The organism is Nonomuraea jiangxiensis, from assembly GCF_900099965.1.
Taxonomy (GTDB): domain Bacteria; phylum Actinomycetota; class Actinomycetes; order Streptosporangiales; family Streptosporangiaceae; genus Nonomuraea; species Nonomuraea jiangxiensis.
This window is the reverse complement of the sequence record NZ_FNDJ01000005.1, coordinates 431,942-449,473: the sequence shown is the minus strand read 5'-3', so window position 1 is coordinate 449,473 and position 17,532 is coordinate 431,942. Positions and strand designations below refer to the sequence as shown.

Genomic DNA, 17,532 nt, shown 5'->3' with positions numbered 1-17,532 from the left:
CGACGCGTACCGGCTCAGAGCGAGCGGCGGGCCACCACGGCCCGGCCCATGGAGGGGTCGTCGCAGAACACGCCGTCGACGCCCAGCTCGATGAGCCGCGACACCCAGCCCATCACGTCACCGGTCGCCCGCGGGTAGACCGGGCTCGCCGGGTTGCCCAGCCGGTAGTCGGCGGGGAGCTGGGAGTTCTCGTTGCGTACCGTCCAGACGTGCACGTCGAGCTGCCTGCGGTGGGCGTCGGCGACCAGCGTCGTGGGCTGCGTGGTCCGGCCGGAGGCGTCCTGGGGCACCACACGCCGGGTGTCCACGCCGATGCCGCTCGCGTAACGGGCCACCTCGCGCAGCCCCTCGGGCGTCACCATGTCGTCATAGGTCCGGGTGCTCCCGGCGGCGATCCAGTCGTACGGCGCGCCGCCGAACGTGATGAGCTGGACCAGCGGCAGCCGGGTCCTGCGGCTCAGGTCGCGCAGGTTCGCGGTCTCGAAGGACTGGATGTACGCCTTGCGCACGCGGTTCCGGTTCAGCACGTCCAGCAGCGGCTCCTCCAGCGACAGGCCGATGGAGTCGAAGTAGGTCGGGTGCTTGGTCTCGGGGTAGACGCCGACGCCGTGCCGCAGGGCCAGCTTGACGACCTCCTCGAACGTCGGGATCTCCGGCAGCCCGTCGAAGGCCGTGTTGTCGGGCCGCAGGTCGGGCACGCGTTCCTTGGCCCGCAGCGTCTTGAGCTCGGCCAGCGTGAAGTCTTCGGTGAACCAGCCGGTGACAGGGCGGCCGTCCACGGTCTTGGTGGTGCGGCGGGGGGCGAACTCGGGGTGGTCGGCCACGTCGGTGGTGCCGGAGATCTCGTTCTCGTGCCGGGCCACCAGCACGTGGTCCTTGGTGGAGACGAGGTCGGGCTCGATGTAGTCGGCGCCCATCGCGATGGCCGTCTCGTACGACAGGAGGGTGTGCTCGGGCCGGTGCGCGCTGGCGCCCCGGTGGCCGATCACGAGGGGCTCCTGGCCGCGGCGGTCGGCCGTGGCGGGAGGCGTCTGGGTCAGCACAAAGGCGACCGTACCGCCGGCGACCACACCGGCCAGCACACTGGCTAAGATCCTTCGGATTGTCATGCGCGCACCGTAGACCGCTCAGGTGGACCACGAGTTACGGACGGGCGCACAGGGGGAGTCGGGCCTGTCGGGGCCCGGCGCGGGAGCTGGGATGACACGCTCGGGGACACCGGGCGCGGGTGCCGGGGTTTCGCGCCGTCGCGTGGAAGATTGGGGACATGACCGATCTCGACGGCCGCGTGGCCCTGCTGACCGGCGCGTCCGGCGGCATCGGGCGGGCGCTCGGGCGCCGGCTCATCGCCGCCGGCGTGCGCACGGCCTTCGCGTACGGCTCCCGCGCCCGCCAGGCCGACGAACTGGTGGCGGAGTCGCGGGCGGCGGGGGTGGACGCGGCCGCGTTCCCGGGCGACCTGGCCGATCCCCAGGTGCCGATGGCCCTGCTGGGCGCCACGGCCGAGGCGCTCGGCCCGGTCGACCTGCTGATCGCCAACGCGGGACACGCCGTCCAGCTCGACTACACCGACGTGGACGCCGCGACGTGGGAGCGGACGATGGCCGTCAACCTGCGGGCGCCGTTCCTGCTGGCCCAGCGGGCGCTGCCGGGGATGGTCGAGCGGGGGTTCGGGCGGGTGCTGTTCATGTCGTCGGTCGCGGGGTTCACCGGCGGCATCGTCGGGCCGCACTACGCGGCCTCCAAGGCGGGGCTGCACGGCCTGGTCCACTACCTGGCCGCGCGGGTGGCCCGGCGTGGCGTGACCGTGAACGCCCTGGCGCCCGCGCTGATCGAGGACACCGGCATGCTCCCCGCCACGGCCTCCCCGGACAACCTGCCCGTGGGGCGGTACGGGCGTCCCGAGGAGGTGGCCGACCTGGCGATGGCCGTACTCGGCAACGGGTTCGTCACCAGCCAGGTGATGGGTGTGGACGGCGGCGCTCACCCGCGCTGACCGCGGCGGGCCGCCACTCCCGTGTACGACGACGGTGTGGAAGGGGCGGATTCATGCGGCTCCGGTGCGCCCGTATCGCTGCGCGTGAAAGGCGAACTCGTTGCGCAGCAGCGTGCACGCCAGGACATCCCAGGTGCCCGATCGCACCGCGTCCTCCGTCACGGGCCGGCCGTCACCGGTGATCGGGGCGAACGCCTCGTCCGTCAGGTTCGCCCTCCAGTCGACCACCCAGGTCACCTCGGGCTGGCGCCCTAGGCACGGCCGGCCGGTCGTGATGCGGTACAGCGAGAGCTCCACCTGTGTGATGCCGTTGTCGTGGTGGATCCAGCCGTACGACGGGCCGTGGACCAGTTCGCGGCGGCGGTGTTCCGGCTCGGGGAGGCCGGTCGGAACGGCAGGGCACGGGGACGCCTCCGGTGAAGGGCGTCGTGTCCGGGCGTACGCGGCCATCCAGAACTTGGTCAGAAACGGAGCGACGCGGGGCGGCCAGGTGAGCGGGGGCAGCGACGTGGACACGATCAGGGTCGTGGCCATGGCCATGGACATGGCACCGCGGAGGGATCGGCGCATCGACGGTTCCTTGAAAGCGTGCAGGGATTCATGATCACCGTAGGGGCCGTAACAAGCGAGATTTCTCACCGAATCCTTACGTCTCGTCCACAGCCGGGCCGGCCGACGCCCCACCTGCCATCCGCCATGACGAAACCGTCAGGAGTCGGGGCCGCAGCGGGCGGCCTGTTCGAGGTCGGCCACGATCGTCTCGACCGGGGGCAGGGCGAGCATGCGCTGCCGGGCGTTGAGGGCCTGCGCGATCGTACGGGAGTCGTGGAGCAGGAGGCCGCACGTGGCCGCGATGGTGGCGGGGTCGTCGCCGGGCAGGCGGTCGCCCAGGCCGAGCCGCCGGATCCGGTCGGCGTTGCGCGGCTGGTCGCCGAAGCGCGGCAGCACCGCCATGGGGACGCCGGCCGCCACCGCCTCCCGCACGCTGTTGTAGCCGCCGTGCGTGACGAACAGCCGCGCGTACGGCAGCAACGTGGGTTGCGGGAACCGGTCCACGACGCGGACCCCACTGCCGGGCGGCGGCTCCCGCACCGGGAGGCCGCCGGTGGCGACGAGCGCGTGGCAGTCCAGCCGCGACAACCCGGTGACGATGGCGTCGAGCAGCTCCGCGGTCTGGAAGAGCCGGTCCGGCGTGGCGCCGTCGGGCCGCAGCAGGGTCAGCCGGGGCAGCACGGTGCCGACGGAGGCCAGCACCAGCGGCCGGCCGGTGCGCAGGTCGGCCGCCCAGCCGTCCAGGTCCGACTCCGACGGGTCCACGACGGCGGGCTGCCGGTAGAGGAGCGTGCGCTTGGCCGGGTAGGCGTCGAAGGAGTATTCCGGCGGCATGCAGTCGAGCCGGCCGAACCCGTTGACGGCGTACGGCTCCGTGGCCCGGGGCAGCCCGAGCTGGGCGCGGCGCTCGTTGAGCACGGGCAGCAGGGTGACCGGGTTGATGTGGTTGGCGGCGCCCGAGGGCGCGACCACGAGCGGCACGCCGAGCGACTCGGACACCAGCCGCCCCGCCAGCTCGCCGCCGTCGCGCACGATCAGGTCGGGCCGGAACTCCCGGGCGAGCGGCATCAGCGCCGCGAAGTCCGCCAGCAGCAGCGGCCCCATGAAGATCTGGAACCACAGCTCGTCGATCGGGCACGGCGTGACGGGCGTGTGGTCGGCGGGATCGCCCATGACCGGGGCGACAGTCACCGGCGCGGTGGACAGCATGGACGCGGGCCGCCGCGGCGCCGCGACCAGCACCTCGTGCCCGGCCTCCGCCAGCGCCGACACCAGCGGCAACATGGCCCTGGCGTGTGACATCGACCCCGTCACGGTACAAAGCACCCGCACGCCGGCTCCTTCCCCCCGCATCCGGACACCCGACGCATCCTGGAACCCTAGGTTACCTGGAGTGCCCGCATCACTACCGGTACGACCCGGCGGGGAGCCCGCGTCGAGCCGCCCGCCGCCGCACTCGACGGTGGCGGGGTCGGGGAGTTGGCGGGGCTGAGGAGGTGGCGGGGCTGAGGAGGTGGCGGGGCCGGGGAGGTGGCGGTCGTTTCAGTCCGATGGAGGTCCGGAGGCGATCTGCCGGTAGTGCTCGGCCGCCTGGGCCATGTCGCGGCCGAGGAGCCGGAAGAACTGGCTGGCGGCCCGGAGCCGGGCGCTGGCCGGGGTGTTCGCGCCGAGGATCTCGACGCCTTCCTGCGTCGTGTCGGCCCACTTCGCCATCGCGCGGCTGTTGATCACCCACGCCCGATACCAGACGTCCTCGTCGATGAAATAGCGCTCGCGCCGGTCTTCCCGCTCGCGCCGGACGAGGTTGACGCGGTCGAGCCAGCCGACGCCCTTGGAGATCGACGCGGGGCTGACCTGCAGCCGTTCGACCAGGTCGGCCACGGTCCGGTGGCCGGAGTCGCTGGTGAGCAGGCAGGCCAGCACCTTGCCCGCGATGGCCGGCACCCCGCCCGCCTCGGTCAGCATCGCCGAGAGCTTCTGCTCCAGCTCCCGCACCGCCTGGGGGTCACGCGCGTCGGCCTCCGCGGTCTCCGGTGAGCTCGGCGGCGGGATCCGGCGCCGGGCGCGCCACCCGGTCGCCTGCTGCGCCCGGGCAGCGCGGTAGGCGTGCGGGCCGCCGTTCCTGGCGATCTCGCGGCCGACGGTGGATCTCGGCCGCCCCAGACGACGGGCGATCTCCGCGTAGCTGAGCCCTTCCGCCAGCCCTTCGGCGATCTTCCGGCGATCCTCGTACGTCAGGTGGCCTCCCGGCATGCGCCCTCCCGGCACTTCGTCGTCACCTCGGCCCAAGTATGCGTACGGGAGGTGCTTGGGTGCGACACCCCGGTAGCCCGTTGTTGCATTTCTGGTTCTCGCTATTGCGCCACTTGAAAGCGTCTGACCTGCGTAAACGGCCTTTCCGGCTTGCTGAATTCTCGAACGCATCCGTAGCGTTTCCTCATGCGTGAACGATCGGCGTTCCCGCCTGGGGCGGGTGACCCACCGCCCATTCGTCGAGTCCTGAGGAACCCCTGCCATGACGGCCAAGGTATGTCTCGTCACCGGTGCCTCGTCCGGTATCGGCCACGCCACCGCGCTCGAACTCCTGCGTGGCGGCCACATCGTGTACGGCGCGGCGCGCCGGGTGCACCTGATGGCGGCGATCGAGGAGGCGGGAGGCCACGCCCTCGCGATGGACGTGACCGAGGAGGAAGACCTCCGGCGGGCCGTCCGTACCGTCCTGGACGCGCACGAGCGGATCGACGTCCTGGTGAACAACGCGGGAGCCGTGCTCCATGGCGCGGTCGAGGACACGCCCTTGGCGCTGGCACGGGACGAGTTCGAGGTCAACGTGTTCGCGCCGGCCCGGCTGGCGCAGCTCGTCCTGCCGCACATGCGGGCGCGGGGCTCCGGCACGATCGTCAACGTGTCCTCGATCGGCGGCGAGATCGCCCTGCCGCTCGGCGCCTGGTACTACGCCTCCAAGCACGCCCTGGAGGCCTTCTCCGACACGCTGCGCATGGAGGCCGGCGCCTTCGGCATCGACGTCGTCGTCGTCCAGCCCGGCATCATCAAAACCGACTTCGAGGCCGGAACCGCGCGCCAACTGCGGGAGATCTCCGGGAACGGCGCCTACCGGCGGCTGGCCGAGGCCATGGCACACGCGGCCGAGACGCACCTGGGCGGCGACAGCCCGGCCTCGGACCCCGAGGTGGTCGCGGTCACCATCCGGGAGGCCGTCGAGTCGGCCCGGCCGGAGACCCGCTACGTCGTGGGCTGGCAGGCCGAGGCGCTCCTCAACCTCAACAGAACCCTCACCGACCGCGAGTTCGACGCGGCGGTGACCAGGCCCGCGGACTCGACGCGGCGATGAGCCGCACCCCATCAGATCCGCCATCGGAGAAACCCATGACCCCTGCCATCGCCGTTTCCGGGCTCGTCAAGACCTACGGGCGGACCCGGGCACTCGACGGGCTCGACCTGACCGTGGCCGCCGGGGAGGTGCACGGCTTTCTCGGCCCGAACGGCGCGGGAAAGAGCACCACCATCCGCGTCCTGCTGGGCCTCATCCGGGCCACCTCCGGCAGCGCCCGGCTGCTCGGCGGCGACCCGTGGGCCGATGCCGTCACGTTGCACCGGCGGCTGGCGTACGTGCCGGGAGACGTGGAGCTGTGGCCCAACCTCACCGGCGGCGAGGCCATCGACCTGCTCGGCCGGCTGCGCGGCGGGCTCGACCCCAAGCGCAGGCAGGCGCTGATCGAGCGGTTCGAGCTCGACCCGCGGAAGAAGGCACGCACCTACTCCAAGGGCAACCGCCAGAAGGTCGCCCTCGTCGCCGCCCTGTCCGCCGACGTGGAGCTGCTCATCCTGGACGAGCCCACGAGCGGCCTGGACCCGCTGATGGAGGCGGTGTTCCAGCGGGTCGTCGCCGAGGCCAAGGCCGCCGGCCACACCATCCTGCTGTCCAGCCACATCCTCGCCCAGGTCGAGAGGCTCGCCGACCGGATCACCATCATCCGGGACGGGAAGGCCGTGGAGTCCGGGACGCTGGCGGAGCTGCGGCACCTGACCAGGACGACGATCGAGGCGAGCACCGCCCGCCCGGTCACCGGCCTCGACGGGCTGCCGGGCGTGCATCGGCCGACGACCGCGGACGGGACCGTACGGTTCAGCGTGGACGCCCAGCACCTGGACACCGCCGTCAGGCACCTGGCCCAGTTCGGCGTCCGCTCGCTGGTCAGCCACCCGCCGACGCTTGAGGAGCTCATGCTCCGGCACTACGGGAACGGGGCGGCGGCATGACCGTCACGGTCTCCCGGACGCGCGGCCGTACCGGATCGCGGGCGGCGGGCGGCCGGCTGACCGGCACCGGCGCCATGATCCGGCTGGCGCTGCGCCGCGACCGGATCAAGCTGCCGCTCTGGGTGCTCGCCATCACGGCCCTCATCCCGCGCTTCTACGGCGCGGCCACCACCGTCGTCGCCCCGACGCCGGAGGCCAGGTTGGAGGCCACCCTGATGATCCAGGGCTCGTTCATGAAGGTGCTGGCCGGACCCGTCTTCGGCGACCCGGCCGGCACCTCGCAGCAGTATTTCCTCCTCGCCTACTGGGTCGAGTTCCTGCTGGCAGCCGCGCTGATGACCATCCTGCTCGTCACCCGGCACACCCGGGCGGAGGAGCAGACCGGCCGGGCCGAGCTCGTCCGGGCGGCCGCCGTGGGCCGGCACGCCCAGCTCACCGCGGCGCTGGTCCTCGCGCTGATCGGCAACGCCGCCCTCGCGCTCTGCAGCGCCGCCGCGGCGATCGCGGTGGGTTTCCCCATCGGGGGCGCGCTGCTGTTCGGCGCCTCCCTCGCCGCGGCCGGGCTGGTGTTCGGCGCGCTCACCGCGGTCACCGCCCAGGTCACCGAGCACTCCAGAGGGGCGGCCGGGCTCGCGGGCGTGGCGCTCGCCGTGGCGTGGATCCTGCGCGGGGCGGGAGCGCTGCAGAGCCCAGAGGGCGGCCCGCTGTTCTGGCTGTCTCCGCTCGGCTGGTCGCAGCAGACCCGGGTACTGGCCGACGAGCGCTGGTGGCCACTCGGTCTTCCGGTGCTGGCCGCCGGGCTGCTGGTGGCGGCCGCGTACGCGCTGGCGGAGCGCAGGGACCTCGGCGCCTCCCTGGTGGCCCCGCGTCCCGGCCGGGCCTCGGCGGCCCCATGGGTGCGCTCGCCGTTCGCGCTCGCGCTGCGACTGCAGCAGGCGGCCATCGGCTGGTGGGCGGCCGCGTTCCTGGCCGTCGGCCTGATCCTGGGGGCCATGACCGGTGGCATGCTGACCACCGATCTGCCCATCTTCTCCGCCGGGGCGGACCTCGGGCGGGCCTGGATCGGCCTCATGGTGTTCACCGGCTCCCTCTACACCGCCGTCTTCGCGGTCCTGTCGGTCCTCCGGCTCCGGACGGAGGAGGTGCGCGGCCGTAGCGGGCCCGTGCTGGCAGGGCCGACCGGCCGGGTGACGTGGTTCGGGGCGTCGCTGCTGGTCACGGTTCTCGCCGTGGTGGTGCTGCTCGCGGTTTACGGAGCCGGGCTCGGTGTCGGGGCCGCCGTGTCGACGGGCGATCCCGCGTACGTGGGGGAGGTCACCCGGGCGTGCCTGATCCGGGCCCCTGAGGTGCTGGTGCTGCTCGCCGTCCCCGCCGCGCTGCTGGGCCTGGCCCCGCGGCTGCTCGGCCTGGCCTGGGCGGCGCTCGCGTACTGCGGGTTCGTGACGGTCCTGGGCACCTACGCGGGCCTGCCGGACTGGGTGCCGAACACCTCGGCGCTGTCCCACCTGCCCTGGACCCCGCTGGGCACGTTCACCCCGGTGGCCACGGTGGTGCTCACCGCCCTCGCCGCGATCCTGACGGCCCTCGGCCTGTACGGCCTGCGCCGCCGCGATCTCGCCACCGGCTGACCGGCCGCGTTTACGGTTTCCCGCCATCGAGGTCGGCGGCCCGCCCCCATGGCCGCTCGCGCCGGGCCCGCCTACCGTGGGGCGGCGTGATCAGTCTCAAGGGTTTGAGCAAGCGCTACGGCGACCGGCTCGCGGTGGAGGACCTGTCGCTGGAGCTGAAGCCGGGCAGGGTGACCGGGTTCCTGGGGCCGAACGGGGCCGGGAAATCCACCACGATGCGGTTGATCCTCGGCCTCGACCGGCCCACCTCGGGCACGGCCACGATCGGCGGGGTGCCGTACCACCGGATCAGGAACCCGCTGCGCACGGTCGGCGCGCTGCTCGACGCGCGGGCCGTGCACCCGGGCCGCAGCGGGCGCGCCCACCTGGTGGCGCTGGCGCGCAGCAACGGCATCCCGCGGCGGCGGGTGGCGGAGGTGCTGGAGACGGTCGGCATGTCGGAGGCCGCCCGCCGCCGGGCGGGCGCGCTGTCCCTGGGCATGAGCCAGCGGCTCGGGATCGCGTCGGCATTGCTGGGGGATCCCGAGGTGGTCATGTTCGACGAACCCGTCAACGGGCTCGACCCGGACGGGGTGCGGTGGGTACGCGGGCTCATGCGGTCGCTGGCCGGCGAGGGCCGTACCGTGTTCGTCTCCAGTCACCTGATGAGCGAGATGCAGCTGACCGCCGACCACCTGGTGGTGATCGGCAAGGGGCGGCTCATCATGGACGCGCCGCTGGCGCAGGTCATCGCGGGTAGCGCCGGCACGACCGTGCTCGTACGCACCCCGCACGCGGGCGAGCTGGCCGCCTGCCTGCGCGCCGCCGGGATCGCGACGGAACGGCTCGGCGAGAACGAGGTCGCCGCCACCGGCGTCCCCGTCGAGCGGGTCGGGGACCTGGCGCACGAGGCGGGCATCCGGCTGCACGGGCTGCGCACCAGGGAGGCGTCGCTGGAGCAGGCCTACCATGAGCTGACCGCGGACAGCGTCGAGTACGGCGCCACGGGACGGGCGGGCGCATGAGCGGGTTGCGGCAGGCGGCCGGGGCCGAGTGGGTGAAGCTGTGGTCGGTCCGCTCCACCTGGTGGTGCCTGGCCGCCACGACGGTGCTCATGGTGCTGGCCGCGCTGACCCTGGGCGGCGCCACCGCCACGGACGCCCTGCGCGACGGCGCTGATGCTGCTGATGACCGGGAGCCGGCTCGCGCTGGATCTCTCGCTGCGGATGCCGATGTTCGCCGGGCTGGCGTTCATGGGCAGCACGGACAACCTGACCGGCGGGCCCATGCCGTACCCGGCGGGGGAGGGCCTGGCCTGGCTGCTCGCCTGGGTCGCGGCCGGGCTGGCGGCCGGCCACGCCGTGCTGCGCCGCCGCGACGCATAGACTGCACGGGCGTGGCGGGCAGCATGACGTACGACGGCGGGCCGGATGACAAGGTCTCCTCGAGCGGTGCCGTGCGCGTCCTGGCCGGGGTGCTCCTGGGGACGGTCCTCGCCCTCGCCGAGCTGGCGTTCCTGGCCGTGGCCTGGCCCGCGGCGCTGATCCCGGCCGCGCGACCGGTCGCGGCCCGCGGCCTGGCCCGGCTCATGGCCGCCGAGCGCGCCCGGCTGGCGAGGTGGTTCGACCACGAGACGACCGGCCGGGGCGGCTACGGATACCTCGCCGCCCGCGCCGCGCTCGGCCTGCTGAGCGGATACGGCTGCGCGGCCGTGCTGTTCGTCACCGCGCTGCTGCTGTTCGGCGGGCCCTGGGTCATGCTGCGCGGCGAGTCCGAGCCGGTGCCCGTCACCCTGCCCGGCGTGAAGATCGTCACCAGCAGCGGCATGCTCGGCCTGACCAACGGGATCGTCCTGCTGGCGGTGCTGACCCTGATGATCCTGGCCGTCGGCCGGCTGGAACGCCGGCTGGCCATCCGCTTCCTCGGCCCCGGCGACCGCGAGCGGATGCGCCGCAGGATCGCCGAGCTGACCGCCACCCGCTCCGGCATCGTCAAGGCCGTGGACGAGGAGCGGCGCAGGATCGAGCGCGACCTGCACGACGGCGTCCAGCAGCGCGGCGTCGCGCTGGCCATGCTGCTCGGCCGCGCCCGTCACGCCCGGGACTCCGCCGCCGCCACCGACCTGGTCGCCCAGGCCTACACCGAGTCGCGCCGCCTCCTCGACGAGCTGCGCAGCGTCGCCTGGCGGATCTACCCCACCGCGCTCGACGAACTGGGGCTGCGCGCCGCGCTCGACGGCGTGGCCGAGCGCGCCGGCGTGCCGGTGACGATGCACTACGGGCTGGCCGGCCGCCTCCTGCCGGAGACCGAGACCGCCCTGTACTTCGTGGCCCGCGAGGCCATCACCAACGCGGTCAAGCACGCCGCCGCCCATGACATCCTGGTCGTGCTGGGCGAGGACGAACGGACGGTGAGCGTGACGATCTCGGACGACGGCAGGGGCGGCGCCGACCCCGCGGGCGGCGGGCTGGCCGGGCTGGGCAGGCGCGTCCTGGCGCTCGACGGCGAGCTCACCGTGCACAGTCCGCCCGGCGGCCCCACCCGCATCACCGCCAGGCTGCCCAAGGCGCCGCCGTGCGGGTGATCCTCGCCGACGACTCCGTCCTGCTGCGCGAAGGGCTCACCCGGCTGCTCGACGACGCCGGTCACGACGCGCCCGCGCTGCTGGCCGCCGTCGATGAGCACCGCCCCGACGTGGCCGTGATCGACGTGCGCATGCCGCCCACGCACAAGGACGACGGGCTGCGGGCGGCGCTGGAGATCCGCGAACGCCGCCCGGAGGTCGGCGTCCTCGTCCTGTCGCAATATGTCGAGCAGCACTACGCGGCCCGGCTGCTGGCCGGGTCCCCGCAGGGGCTCGGCTACCTGCTCAAGGACCGGGTGTCGGAGGTGGCCGACTTCCTCGACTCGCTCGAACGCGTACGCGCGGGCGGGACCGCGTTCGACCCCGAGGTGGTGCGCCGGCTGCTGGCCCGCACCACGCACGCCGACCCGCTGAGCCGCCTGAGCCCGCGCGAGGCCGAGGTGCTGCGCCACCTCGCCCAGGGCCTGGTCAACGCCGCCATCGCCGAGCGCCTCCACGTGTCGCTCAGCACCGTGGAGAAGCACGTCAACGCCATCATGGACAAGCTCGACCTGCCGCGCGACCGCGACTACAGCCGCCGCGCCCTGGCCATCCTGCGCTACCTCGAAAGCTGAGCGATCCCAGGCGTGCGGCGGGTCCGGCCCTGCGGGGTTCCTGCGCCAGACTGGGACGGTGATACATGACGGGGATGCGGGCGTACCGGGCTCGCTGGCGAGAGTCCTGGCTGACGTGGCGGCGGAGCGAGCGGCTCAGGACGCGAGATGGGGCATGCAGGTGCTGCCCGACGGGACGGGCGGCGCGGCCAGGGTGGCCGACGCGGACCTGGCCCGGCAGGAGACGGACGAGTCGGGCAGGACCGGGACCCTGACCTGGCGCCACATCCTGGCCGAGGAGGTCCTGGAGGCGTTCGCGGAGTCGGACCCTGACCGGTTGCGCGCCGAGCTGATCCAGGCGGCCGCCGTGGCCGTCAAATGGGTCCAGTCCCTCGACCGCCGCCCGTCCCCACCATCCATCGACCCCCGGCCCGCCCCCGCCCCGGCGGCGGCGGATCGGTTCCGGCCCATCGTCGACGTGCACGTCCTGCTGCTGCGCCGCGCCCCCGGGAGTGGCGAAGTGCTGCTCGGCAGGCGCACCGGCACCGGCTTCGGCGACGGGCTGTGGCACCTGCCCTCCGGCCACCTGGAGGAGGGGGAGCCGGTGATCGACGCGGCCGTACGGGAGGCCAAGGAGGAGCTGGGCGTGACCCTCGACCCGGCGGACCTGACCCTGGTCCACGTCATGCACCGCGCCCCGGAACGCCTGGGCCTCTTCTTCCGCACGGAAACCTGGGCCGGCGAGCCCTACAACGCCGAACCGGACAAATGCTCAGAACTAGCCTGGTGGCCCGTGAACGCCCTGCCGCACGACATGATCGACTCCCCGGCGGCGGCCATCGCGCACATCCTCGGCCAGGTCCCGTTCGCCCTCCACGCATGGCCCGCCGAACGTTGATCCCGGCGGCGAGACCTGGCAATGCTACAAGTCATTGACGGAGCATCATTCCTGTGTAGAAGATTTTCGTACAATGTCCGCCTGCGGATGGGGTCGGCCAATGACGTCCGAGTCGTTCAACGCCAGCGTCTATCTCGTGGACCGGCAGGTCGAAGCAGGGCGAGGGGACCACGTCGCGCTCACGGGCCCCGCGGGCACGGTCACGTACGCGGAGCTCGCCGCGCAGGTCGCCGCGCTGGCCACCGGGTTACGAACGCTGGGCGTCAGGCCCGAGGAGCGGGTGCTGCTGGTCATGTCGGACCGGCCCGAGACGGTGATCACCGTGCTGGCCGTCATGCGGATGGGCGCGGTGGCCGTGCCGGTGTCCACCATGTACACCGACGCCGAGCTGGGGACGTTGATCCGGGACTCGCGGGCGCGGGTCGTCGTGGCCACGCCCGAGTTCGAGCCGACCGTGCGGGAGGCGCTTCTCGACGCCCCCGACGTGGCGGTGCTCGTGCTCACGGACGCCGACGGCCGTCCGCCGGCGGGCCCGGCCGACCCAGCTGGAGCCGCGCGGAGCCTGACCGCCGAGGTCACCACCTGCCGCTGGGCCGACCTGCTCCCGACCGGCCCGCAGGCCGCCCCCGCGTACGACACCTGGCGCGATTCGGCCGCCCTGTGGCTCTACACCTCGGGCACCACCGGCGCCCCGAAGGCCGCGATGCACCGCCACGGCGCCATCCGGGACGTCTACGAGACCTACGGCCGCCAGGTGCTGGGCATCCGCCCGAAGGACCGCTGCCTCTCCGTGGCCAGGCTGTTCTTCGCCTACGGCATCGGCAACTCCCTGTTCTTCCCGCTGGCCGCCGGCGCCACCGCCATCCTCGACCCGGCCCGCCCCACGCCCGCGGGAGTGCTGGCGAGCGTGGCCGAGCACCGGCCGACGCTGTTCTTCGCGGGCCCCACGTTCTTCGCCGCGCTCCTCGCCACCGACGCCCCCGGCACCTCCTTCCAGTCGGTACGCCTGGCCGTCTCCGCGGGCGAGGCCCTGCCCGCCGAGATCTACCGCCGCTTCACCGGCCGCTTCGGCACCGACATCCTCGACGGCCTCGGCTCCACCGAGGCGCTGCACATCTTCATCTCCAACCGCCCAGGCCGGGTGCGGCCCGGCAGCTCGGGAACCGTCGTGCCGGGCTACGAGGCCAAGCTGCTCGACGACTTCGGCGCCCCCGTCAAGGACGGCGAGCCCGGCCACCTGTACGTCCGCGGCGACTCCGTGGCCACCGGCTACTGGTGCCGTACGGCCACCACCCGCCAGGTGTTCCAGGGCGAGTGGCTGCGCACCGGCGACACCTACATCCGCGGCGAGGACGGCTTCTACCAGTGCCTGGGCCGCTCCAACGACATGATCAAGGCGGGCGGCATCTGGGTGTCGCCGATGGAGGTCGAGGGCAGGCTGCTGCAGCACGTCTCGGTCGGCGAGTGCGCCGTCGTGGCCTACATCGACAGCGAGGGACTGGAGAAGCCGGTGGCGTGCGTGGTCTCCGCCCCTGGCCGTACGGTGGACGCCGCCGAACTCGTCGCCTTCTGCCGGGACGGCCTGGCCGCGTTCAAGCGCCCGCGCGAGGTGCTGATCCTGGACGAGCTGCCCAAGACGGCCACCGGGAAGATCCAGCGCGTGGTGGTCCGCCGCATCGCCGCCGACCTGCTGGGCAAGCACGGAGCCTAGAGCGGAAAGTTCGTGCCCGGGCGATGTCCATCGGGGCGCGTCCCGTTCGTGGTCATCCCGTAAGGTGACCCGGTCGCGTCCGGCCGCACGGTCACAGTCACGCGGAAAGGACCCTGACCATGAAGTACATGCTGCTCATCCACACGGCCGCCACGCAGAGCGACGCCCCGACGTCCGACGGGTGCGAGGTGGAGGACTGGATGGCCTACGACAAGGCCGTCCAGGAGGCGGGGATCTTCGTCGCCGGGCACTCGCTGGCGGACCTGACCACGGCCACGACCGTGCGGGTCGGGCCGGGCGGTGAGCGGACCGTGACGGACGGGCCGTTCGCCGAGACCCGGGAGATCCTCGGCGGTTACTACGTCATCGACGTCCCCGACCTCGACGTCGCGCTCGACTGGGCGGCCCGCTGCCCGGGCGCGCACGCCGGCGGTTCGATCGTGGTCCGCCCGGTCGCCGAGTTCTAGGCCGGGCGACACATGAGGGATCCGCGTGCGGACCGGCCCGCCGAGACAGGTGCGCGGGCGTCGGTGGAGGCGATCTTCCGGGAGGAACACGGCCGGCTGCTCGCGGCCCTCGTCCGCCGCTTCGGCGATCTCGACCTGGCCGAGGAGGTGGCCTCGGAGGCCGTCGAGGCGGCGCTGGTGCGCTGGCCGGTCGACGGCGTGCCGCCCAACCCCGGCGGGTGGCTGATGACGACGGCACGCCGCCGGGCCGTCGACCGGCTGCGGCGGGACAAGGCGTACGCCGCCCGGCTGGCCATCCTGCAGGTGGAGGCCGACCGGGCGGAACCCGTCCCGCCCGCCGAGGCCGGCGACGGCCTGCCCGACGAGCGGCTGCGGTTGTTCTTCACCTGTTCCCACCCGGCCCTGTCCGCCGAGGACCGCGGGGCGCTGATGCTGCGCTGCCTCGGCGGGCTCACCACGCCCGAGGTCGCGCGGGCCTTCCTGGTGCCGCCGGCGACCGTCGCCAAGCGGATCGTACGGGCCAAGAAGAAGATCAGCCAGGCCCGCATCCCGTTCCGCGTGCCCGGCCCCGACGAGCTGCCGGAACGCCTGCCGGGCGTGCTCCAGGTCGTCTACTCGATCTTCACCGAGGGGTACGCGGCCAGCGCGGGCCCGGACCTGCAGCGGCTCGACCTCGCGGAGGAGGCCATCCGGCTGGCGCGGATCCTGCGCCGCCTGCTGCCCGCCGAGCGCGAGGTAGCGGGCCTGCTCGCGCTGATGCTGCTGATCCACGCCCGGCGCGCGGCCCGCACCGGGACCGGCGGCGAGCTCGTCCTGCTGGACGAGCAGGACCGGGGCCGCTGGGACCGCGCGATGATCGAGGAGGGGCTCGCCCTGGTGCCCGCCGCGCTGACCGGCGGCCCTCCCGGCCCCTACGGCGTGCAGGCCGCGATCGCCGCGCTGCACGACGAGGCCGCCGACGTCGCCACGACCGACTGGCCGCAGATCGTGGCGCTCTACGACGTGCTGCTCGCGCTCACGCCCTCCCCGATCGTCGAAGTGAACCGGGCGGCGGCGGTGGCGCTGCGCGACGGCCCCGCGGCGGGCCTGGCCCTCCTCGACGCGCTGGCGGCCGAGCCGCGGCTGCGGGCCTACACCCCGTACGCGACGGCCCGCGCCGACCTGCTGGAACGGCTCGGCCGGCGGGCCGAGGCCGCCGCGGCCTACCGGCAGGCGCTCGCCCTGGCGGGCACCGAGCCCGAACGCGCCCACCTGCGCCGCCGCCTGGCGGCCCTCGAAAGCCCCGGCGAAGCCTGAGGGGCCGGCCCGGTGACCGCCGCTTCAGCCGAACCTGTGGCGCAGCTCGCGTTTGAGCACCTTGCCGGAGGCGTTCTTCGGCAGGGAATCCACGAACACCACCCGCTTGGGCGTCTTGAACGCGGCCAGCTGCTCCCGCAGGAACGCGATCAGCTCCTCCGCGGTCACCTCGCCCCCGTCCCGCAGCACCACCGCGGCCGTCACCGCCTCGACCCACTTGGGGTCCGGCACCCCGAACACCGCCGCCTCCGCGACCGCCGGATGCCGGTAGATGACCTCCTCCACCTCGCGGCCGGCCACGTTCTCGCCGCCCGACTTGATCATGTCCTTCTTCCTGTCCACGACCGACAGGTAGCCGTCGGCGTCCATGACGCCCAGGTCACCGCTGTGGAACCAGCCGCCTCGGAAGACCTCCTCGGTGGTGGCCGGGTCGTTCCAGTAGCCGAGCATGGCGTGCGGGCTGCGGTGCACGATCTCGCCGACCACGCCGGGCGGCACCGGCCGGTCCGCGTCGTCGACGATCCGGGTCTCGACGTTGAGCGCGGGCCGCCCGGCCGAGCCCAGCCGGGTGAGCTGCTCGTCCGGGCCGAGGACCGTGGCCACGGGCGCCATCTCGGTCTGGCCGTAGAAGTTGAACAGGCGCACGTCCGGCAGCCGCGCGGCGATCTCCTTCAGCACCTCCACCGGCATGATCGAGGCGCCGTAGTAGCCCTTGCGCAGCGACGACAGGTCCCGGCGGTCGAAGGACGGGTGGCGTAGCAGCCCGATCCAGACGGTGGGCGGGCAGAACAGCTTCGTGGCGCTCTCGCCCTCGATCGTGGCCAGGATCGTCCCCGGGTCGGCGCCGGGCAGGATGATGTTGGTGGCGCCCACGTAGAGGCCGGGCGTCAGGAAGCAGTGCAGTTGCGCGCAGTGATAGAGCGGCAGGGCGTGCACCTCGACGTCCTCGTGCCGCATCTCGCCGTCGACCAGGCACGTGACGTACTGGGAGATCAGGCTGCGGCTCGACAGTGTGGCGCCCTTGGGGCGGGACTCGGTGCCGCTGGTGTACATGACCTGGATCGGGTCGTCGTCGGCGATCTCCACACTGGGCTCGGAGGCGTCGTCGAAGGCCGCCCACGCGGCGAACGGCTCCCACCCGTCGGCGGCGCCGATCACGCCGCGCACCGTCACCGCGGGTCCGGCCGCCGCCGCGGCGACCGGCAGCAGCGCCTCCTCCGCCAGCAGGCCGGTCGCGCCGGAGTGCTCCAGCACGTACGCGACCTCCTCGGCCCCCAGCATGAAGTTGATCGGCACGGAGATCGCCCCCAGCCGCGCCAGCGCCAGGTACGTCACCACGAAAGCGTGGTTGTTGTGGCTGAACACCGCGAACCTGTCGCCCTTGCCCACCCCCCGGGCCGCCAGCGCGTTGGCCGTGCGGTTGACCGTCAGGTCCAGATCGGCGTAGCTCTGGCGGAGGTTGCCGTAGACGACGGCGGTCTTGGCGGGGTGGCGCGCGGCCGAGCGCCGCAGCAGGTCACCGATGGCATGCTGACGAGTCAACCCGA

At 73.3% G+C, this 17,532-nt stretch carries 17 protein-coding genes; 12 read left to right on the top strand and 5 right to left on the bottom strand.

Features of this window, described 5'->3' with window-relative positions:
* Window positions 1-14 precede the first annotated feature (14 nt).
* Window positions 15-1,109 (bottom strand): glycerophosphodiester phosphodiesterase, encoded by a 1,095-nt coding sequence (locus BLS95_RS14220; RefSeq protein ID WP_090931405.1) that lies wholly within the window; start codon window positions 1,107-1,109, stop codon window positions 15-17.
* A gap of 158 nt (window positions 1,110-1,267) precedes the next feature.
* Between BLS95_RS14220 and BLS95_RS14215 the strand changes: the two genes are divergently transcribed.
* A complete protein-coding gene (locus BLS95_RS14215; RefSeq protein ID WP_090931404.1) occupies window positions 1,268-1,996 on the top strand; it encodes an SDR family NAD(P)-dependent oxidoreductase in 729 nt (242 codons plus the stop codon).
* Between the two features lie 51 nt (window positions 1,997-2,047).
* On the opposite strand, the gene BLS95_RS14210 is transcribed toward BLS95_RS14215, so the two are convergent.
* The 3 genes from BLS95_RS14210 to BLS95_RS59805 all read right to left on the bottom strand — a co-directional run bounded on the left by BLS95_RS14210 (window position 2,048) and on the right by BLS95_RS59805 (window position 4,801).
* Complete coding sequence (locus BLS95_RS14210; RefSeq protein ID WP_143043697.1) at window positions 2,048-2,566, bottom strand: hypothetical protein; 519 nt, start codon at window positions 2,564-2,566, stop codon at window positions 2,048-2,050.
* Between the two features lie 138 nt (window positions 2,567-2,704).
* Window positions 2,705-3,880: a glycosyltransferase gene (locus BLS95_RS14205; protein WP_090931402.1), complete on the bottom strand. Its 1,176-nt coding sequence runs from the start codon at window positions 3,878-3,880 to the stop codon at window positions 2,705-2,707.
* Between the two features lie 210 nt (window positions 3,881-4,090).
* Window positions 4,091-4,801, bottom strand: a complete 711-nt coding sequence (locus BLS95_RS59805; RefSeq protein ID WP_090931401.1) for a helix-turn-helix domain-containing protein — start codon at window positions 4,799-4,801, stop codon at window positions 4,091-4,093.
* A gap of 262 nt (window positions 4,802-5,063) precedes the next feature.
* Between BLS95_RS59805 and BLS95_RS14195 the strand changes: the two genes are divergently transcribed.
* The 11 genes from BLS95_RS14195 to BLS95_RS14145 all read left to right on the top strand — a co-directional run bounded on the left by BLS95_RS14195 (window position 5,064) and on the right by BLS95_RS14145 (window position 15,985).
* Entirely contained in the window at window positions 5,064-5,900 is an 837-nt protein-coding gene (locus tag BLS95_RS14195; RefSeq protein WP_090931400.1) for an oxidoreductase, read from the top strand.
* 35 nt (window positions 5,901-5,935) lie between these two features.
* Window positions 5,936-6,829 carry an ABC transporter ATP-binding protein gene (locus BLS95_RS14190; RefSeq protein ID WP_090931399.1) on the top strand — a complete coding sequence of 298 codons (894 nt, stop codon included), beginning with the start codon at window positions 5,936-5,938 and terminating at the stop codon, window positions 6,827-6,829.
* A complete protein-coding gene (locus tag BLS95_RS14185) occupies window positions 6,826-8,457 on the top strand; it encodes an ABC transporter permease (protein ID WP_090931398.1) in 1,632 nt (543 codons plus the stop codon). The genes BLS95_RS14190 and BLS95_RS14185 overlap by 4 nt, the downstream gene beginning before the upstream one ends.
* Before the next feature lie 86 nt (window positions 8,458-8,543).
* Window positions 8,544-9,461 carry an ATP-binding cassette domain-containing protein gene (locus BLS95_RS14180; RefSeq protein WP_090931397.1) on the top strand — a complete coding sequence of 306 codons (918 nt, stop codon included), beginning with the start codon at window positions 8,544-8,546 and terminating at the stop codon, window positions 9,459-9,461.
* A gap of 162 nt (window positions 9,462-9,623) precedes the next feature.
* Window positions 9,624-9,821, top strand: coding sequence for a hypothetical protein (locus BLS95_RS14175; protein WP_143043696.1), 198 nt, complete (start codon window positions 9,624-9,626; stop codon window positions 9,819-9,821).
* An 11-nt stretch (window positions 9,822-9,832) separates the two neighbouring features.
* Complete coding sequence (locus tag BLS95_RS14170; protein WP_245765047.1) at window positions 9,833-11,020, top strand: sensor histidine kinase; 1,188 nt, start codon at window positions 9,833-9,835, stop codon at window positions 11,018-11,020.
* Window positions 11,011-11,634 (top strand): LuxR C-terminal-related transcriptional regulator, encoded by a 624-nt coding sequence (locus BLS95_RS14165; protein WP_090931394.1) that lies wholly within the window; start codon window positions 11,011-11,013, stop codon window positions 11,632-11,634. Before BLS95_RS14170 ends, BLS95_RS14165 begins: the two co-directional genes overlap by 10 nt.
* Window positions 11,635-11,692: 58 nt before the next feature.
* Complete coding sequence (locus BLS95_RS14160) at window positions 11,693-12,511, top strand: NUDIX hydrolase (protein ID WP_245765046.1); 819 nt, start codon at window positions 11,693-11,695, stop codon at window positions 12,509-12,511.
* 100 nt (window positions 12,512-12,611) lie between these two features.
* The gene (locus BLS95_RS14155) at window positions 12,612-14,222 is read left to right on the top strand and encodes a benzoate-CoA ligase family protein (protein ID WP_090931392.1); all 1,611 of its coding nucleotides are present in this window, start codon (window positions 12,612-12,614) and stop codon (window positions 14,220-14,222) included.
* Between the two features lie 119 nt (window positions 14,223-14,341).
* Entirely contained in the window at window positions 14,342-14,689 is a 348-nt protein-coding gene (locus BLS95_RS14150) for a YciI family protein (RefSeq protein ID WP_090931391.1), read from the top strand.
* Between the two features lie 12 nt (window positions 14,690-14,701).
* Window positions 14,702-15,985 (top strand): RNA polymerase sigma factor, encoded by a 1,284-nt coding sequence (locus BLS95_RS14145; protein WP_090931390.1) that lies wholly within the window; start codon window positions 14,702-14,704, stop codon window positions 15,983-15,985.
* Window positions 15,986-16,009: 24 nt separating this feature from the next.
* Here BLS95_RS14145 and BLS95_RS14140 read toward each other — a convergent pair whose 3' ends face one another.
* Complete coding sequence (locus BLS95_RS14140; protein WP_090931389.1) at window positions 16,010-17,527, bottom strand: acyl-CoA synthetase; 1,518 nt, start codon at window positions 17,525-17,527, stop codon at window positions 16,010-16,012.
* Between the last annotated feature and the right edge of the window lie 5 nt (window positions 17,528-17,532).

Bases quoted from the DNA above. Each gene is read 5' to 3' on its own strand.
- BLS95_RS14220 (WP_090931405.1), bottom strand. From the start codon at position 1,109: ATGACAATCCGAAGGATCTTAGCCAGTGTGCTGGCCGGTGTGGTCGCC.
- BLS95_RS14215 (WP_090931404.1), top strand. From the start codon at position 1,268: ATGACCGATCTCGACGGCCGCGTGGCCCTGCTGACCGGCGCGTCCGGC.
- BLS95_RS14210 (WP_143043697.1), bottom strand. From the start codon at position 2,566: ATGCGCCGATCCCTCCGCGGTGCCATGTCCATGGCCATGGCCACGACC.
- BLS95_RS59805 (WP_090931401.1), bottom strand. From the start codon at position 4,801: ATGCCGGGAGGCCACCTGACGTACGAGGATCGCCGGAAGATCGCCGAA.
- BLS95_RS14195 (WP_090931400.1), top strand. From the start codon at position 5,064: ATGACGGCCAAGGTATGTCTCGTCACCGGTGCCTCGTCCGGTATCGGC.
- BLS95_RS14190 (WP_090931399.1), top strand. From the start codon at position 5,936: ATGACCCCTGCCATCGCCGTTTCCGGGCTCGTCAAGACCTACGGGCGG.
- BLS95_RS14185 (WP_090931398.1), top strand. From the start codon at position 6,826: ATGACCGTCACGGTCTCCCGGACGCGCGGCCGTACCGGATCGCGGGCG.
- BLS95_RS14175 (WP_143043696.1), top strand. From the start codon at position 9,624: ATGACCGGGAGCCGGCTCGCGCTGGATCTCTCGCTGCGGATGCCGATG.
- BLS95_RS14155 (WP_090931392.1), top strand. From the start codon at position 12,612: ATGACGTCCGAGTCGTTCAACGCCAGCGTCTATCTCGTGGACCGGCAG.
- BLS95_RS14150 (WP_090931391.1), top strand. From the start codon at position 14,342: ATGAAGTACATGCTGCTCATCCACACGGCCGCCACGCAGAGCGACGCC.
- BLS95_RS14145 (WP_090931390.1), top strand. From the start codon at position 14,702: ATGAGGGATCCGCGTGCGGACCGGCCCGCCGAGACAGGTGCGCGGGCG.